General features: G+C 58.4%; 6 protein-coding genes. 3 read left to right on the top strand and 3 right to left on the bottom strand.

The features are described from left to right. Positions 1–148 precede the first annotated feature (148 nt). From EN750_RS25380 to EN750_RS25370, 3 genes are read left to right on the top strand one after another with little or no spacing between them, the layout of a single operon-like run. Positions 149–442 (top strand): hypothetical protein, encoded by a 294-nt coding sequence (locus EN750_RS25380; protein ID WP_127398168.1) that lies wholly within the window; start codon positions 149–151, stop codon positions 440–442. After that, positions 405–596 (top strand): hypothetical protein, encoded by a 192-nt coding sequence (locus tag EN750_RS25375; RefSeq protein WP_245482806.1) that lies wholly within the window; start codon positions 405–407, stop codon positions 594–596. Before EN750_RS25380 ends, EN750_RS25375 begins: the two co-directional genes overlap by 38 nt. A gap of 53 nt (positions 597–649) precedes the next feature. Then, positions 650–1021, top strand: coding sequence for a DUF1515 family protein (locus EN750_RS25370; protein ID WP_245482805.1), 372 nt, complete (start codon positions 650–652; stop codon positions 1019–1021). Between the two features lie 501 nt (positions 1022–1522). Here EN750_RS25370 and EN750_RS25360 read toward each other — a convergent pair. From EN750_RS25360 to EN750_RS25345, 3 genes are all read right to left on the bottom strand, one after another. Beyond that, positions 1523–1714 (bottom strand): hypothetical protein, encoded by a 192-nt coding sequence (locus EN750_RS25360; RefSeq protein ID WP_127398160.1) that lies wholly within the window; start codon positions 1712–1714, stop codon positions 1523–1525. Positions 1715–1845: 131 nt separating this feature from the next. After that, positions 1846–2055, bottom strand: a complete 210-nt coding sequence (locus tag EN750_RS25355) for a hypothetical protein (protein ID WP_127398158.1) — start codon at positions 2053–2055, stop codon at positions 1846–1848. 801 nt (positions 2056–2856) lie between these two features. Continuing rightward, on the bottom strand, positions 2857–3045 hold the full coding sequence (locus EN750_RS25345) for a DUF3606 domain-containing protein (RefSeq protein WP_127398154.1): 189 nt from the start codon (positions 3043–3045) through the stop codon (positions 2857–2859). Between the last annotated feature and the right edge of the window lie 227 nt (positions 3046–3272).

Raw genomic sequence — 3272 nt, 5'->3', positions numbered from 1 at the left:
CCATCGGCCTGGGCTGTCTCGCTGGAATGGACTGGCAGGCGGTTGTTGCAGGCGGTGTGGTCCTTCTTGTGTTCCTGCTGGTCCTGCTCCTGCTTCGCTCACAGATCATCTCTGCGGTGCGTCAGATCAAAGCGGAGGTGGGCGGCTGATGGGGTCCATCATAGCCATTATCGCCAGTGTCCTCGGCATCAACAGAACACTCGCCGGCGTCATCGCGATAGCCGCAACCATCGCCGTCGCTTCGGGCGCGGTGTGGGGCGGCTACGAACTAATAAAGCACTGGGGCGCCGACGAGGTCCGCGCCAAGATCGAGAAGGACAATCAGGATGCGATACGGATGGGCATTGAAGCCAGCCGGAATTTTGATGACTGCAATTCTGCTGGCGGGTTGTGGGACTTCCGGCGTGAACGGTGTTCCAGCCCTCCGGGCGGCGATCGGTAGCAGCCTCGCCGGGGCGAAGGGCAAAACCGTCGAGGATCAGAACAAGATCGACCGCACCATTGCGCCGGGCTGCGCCGTAAAGCTCTACACGCGCGCCGAATGCGATCTGCACACCAAGGCGAGCGCCGCTCGCCGGGCCGAACTGAAATCATAGCATCGCATTGAAGGGCGGGATTGATGCCGACATCGGGAACGAAGAGCTTGGAAATGATGATCGGCGGCCTGCTGCAAGCCACACAGGACATGCAGCGGGACATCACTGAGATCCGGCGTGATATCAAGGAAAGCGATGCGCGGGCAGCCTTGAGCTATGAGCAATCGGAACATCGCGCGGTCGCCAGCCGGTCCAAGATGTATGCCAAGACCGACGAGCTGGTCGAGCGCGTCACTGCGACGGAAAGCGCGGTCAGCAAGCTCAATGCCGACATGACCAGCGTCAAGGAAGTGACCGCCGAGGTGACCCGGTGGAAGCTGATGGGGCTTGGCGCTCTTGGCGTGACCGGCATCGCCGCCGGCGCCGTGGCATCGACCCTAACGTACTACTGGCACGACATCTGGCGCATTTTGCGGGGCGGTTGAAGCTTATGTGTTCGGCAGACGGGTTTTCGGTGGCTTATTGCCTCGCGGCAGAACTGCCCGCCGGCTCCGGCTGGCGGGCTTTTTCATTTCCGGCGTGGTATATTCCGCTGCATGCGAGTTTTGTTCATCGCCTTTGCGGGCCTGTTTTTTATGGCTATCGGCTTTTGGCTAACCGCCGGTTTTCTTATCAACAAGTCCCATTCGCCTGTGATTGTCCCGACACAGGGGAGCGATAAGAGCGGAAGTTACTGAAGCGGCGGTGGCGGTCGCCCCTCATCGGTCCGCGTTCCAGACCTCTTAGTCAGAAGCTTGGCGTATCGGTCGAACAATGCCAATTTCTTCGGATAGGTAAGATAAGTGAGATGCTGGCAGCCGGAGCAACGATGTTGAGCTGCAGACTTAAACCAGCGGCCAGGCTTTACGAAACCCAATCCGCATTCCGGGCATCGGAATTCCATCTCAACTGAATGCAGGCTCTCAGGGAGAGGCATCTTGTCTTTCCTACAGCCGCTTGAACTCGGCAAGTCCCAGCCGTATCCGCTGGCCTTCCGCAAAGGCGAGCGCGAAAGATTCAAGTTCGAATGAGCGGGTAATTTCCTGGTCTTCCTCGACCGTGCGGACGAACCATTCGCCGCATGCTTCGGCCACTTCGACGCAAGGTGAGACCTTGCCATTCGGCACCGCGTTATCCATCACAGACTCCCTAGAAAGCAATGGGCAACGTCGACTATTATCCTCTGATATCGCACTTGCAATAACAAAGGCTTGTACGGAATCGGACCAAAAGTGGTCGCTTGTTCAAGACAAGGCGCGACCCGAAGCAGCTACCCATTCATGGCCTCGGGTTCGACGAGGAATGATGCTGCGATAAGGTCGTCGCCAGCAATCTGGCCGCGACCGTCAGCCATGATGGCCGCAACCTTTTGGAAGGTTTTCATTTCGGCCTCAGTTATGCGTGCTGCCCGCATCTTTGCCTGGAGATCAGCCAGGCGGGCCACGAGCGCTTGCGACGTCTCGGCTTCAAGGTTCATCATCTTCATTTGTCCGGTTGAGTGAGCGATTGACGTGCACGTTCTGTGCGGCGGCACTCAAACCCAGCTCTGCGCCAAACGTTCCCATTGTGGGCTTCGGTCTCAATCGCGATGGGACCAAAGTCCTCCCCCAGCGACGCAATGGTCCTACATCCGGATTAATCGGAACCGCTTGGTTAAACTGATTGTTGTTTCAGTCGTGAAATCGGCACAGCTACGTCCCTTCCTGTGCTGAAAGGACCCGCGGGCCACTTGGGTGGTTGGCGGGTCCTCTATTTCAAGTCTGTGCCAGCGTCAGGAGCTTAATTGCTGCCGCCCATGAATGATAATCAGCCGCCCAACAGGCTGGTACGAGAGCTTCCGCCGGGCTGGCAGAGCGCGGGAGTGCTTCTTGCAGCCGCTGCTCTGGTCTCATCCTTATGCGCCCTGCTACTGGCATCTTGGATTTCAGGTTGACCGCTCGGGCGCTTACTTTTCCAACGCTGGAAAGCGCTAAACTTTAATGCTGGGCGCGGGCGGGATCCTCGTCGAACTCAACGTCAGCTTGTCGACGGTCTTGACAATGGCTGTGGCCAGGGCGGCGGCTTCATGCATGAGCTCCGGCCCATAGAGACCGTTTACCGCTTCCTCACTAGGAAGAACGCCAGGCGGACAATGATCCTCGATCGTCCGCCGGATTAGGGTTAGCGCCGCTCTGCACTCTTCTGTGTCAATCGTCGGCATGCACCGAAACATGCAGGACGGCTAAAATGTTCCGTCGGGTGACGCCGATCCGTTTGCCGGTCCAACGTCGGGTAGTTTTCGTCACCGGCCGCCCAGTGCCTTTGCCTCACGCTCCAGCGTCTCACGGTCGTTCCCGTGCTTTCTGATAAGTTCCCGCACTTCAGGAATGGTAAGCTGGAACTTGCTGGCGAAATAGCCGACCTCATATTCCTCGTCGCCCGACACTCGGTCGCGGTCGCGAAAATCACGCTTGCTTTTGTCGTCTGGCATGATTGTTCCTCCTGAGAGAAGAACAGCGAAAGTGGCGCCGGGTTCCACGTAAGGGCGGCCAGCGCTGCGCCGGCTCGGGTCTGCCGGCACGGGATCCTTTGTTGCTCGGGAGTCTATCGATCTTGTATGGCGGCCTCGACCAAACGCCGTATCCTGCCGGAACGCTCAATGTTTTGAGCCACCATCTCTTTCGAGCGCTGAATCGCGAGCTCGGCCCGTTCCAGGCG

The organism is Mesorhizobium sp. M7A.F.Ca.ET.027.03.2.1 (assembly GCF_003999175.1).
Lineage (GTDB): Bacteria > Pseudomonadota > Alphaproteobacteria > Rhizobiales > Rhizobiaceae > Mesorhizobium.
Note: the sequence above shows the minus strand (reverse complement) of the source record. Positions and strands in the feature narration are given on the sequence as shown.

What these genes read in the sequence shown, in the direction of transcription:
- EN750_RS25355 (WP_127398158.1), bottom strand. Translation starts at nt 2,055, where the DNA reads ATGATGAACCTTGAAGCCGAGACGTCGCAAGCGCTCGTGGCCCGCCTG.
- EN750_RS25360 (WP_127398160.1), bottom strand. Translation starts at nt 1,714, where the DNA reads ATGGATAACGCGGTGCCGAATGGCAAGGTCTCACCTTGCGTCGAAGTG.
- EN750_RS25370 (WP_245482805.1), top strand. Translation starts at nt 650, where the DNA reads ATGATGATCGGCGGCCTGCTGCAAGCCACACAGGACATGCAGCGGGAC.
- EN750_RS25380 (WP_127398168.1), top strand. Translation starts at nt 149, where the DNA reads ATGGGGTCCATCATAGCCATTATCGCCAGTGTCCTCGGCATCAACAGA.
- EN750_RS25345 (WP_127398154.1), bottom strand. Translation starts at nt 3,045, where the DNA reads ATGCCAGACGACAAAAGCAAGCGTGATTTTCGCGACCGCGACCGAGTG.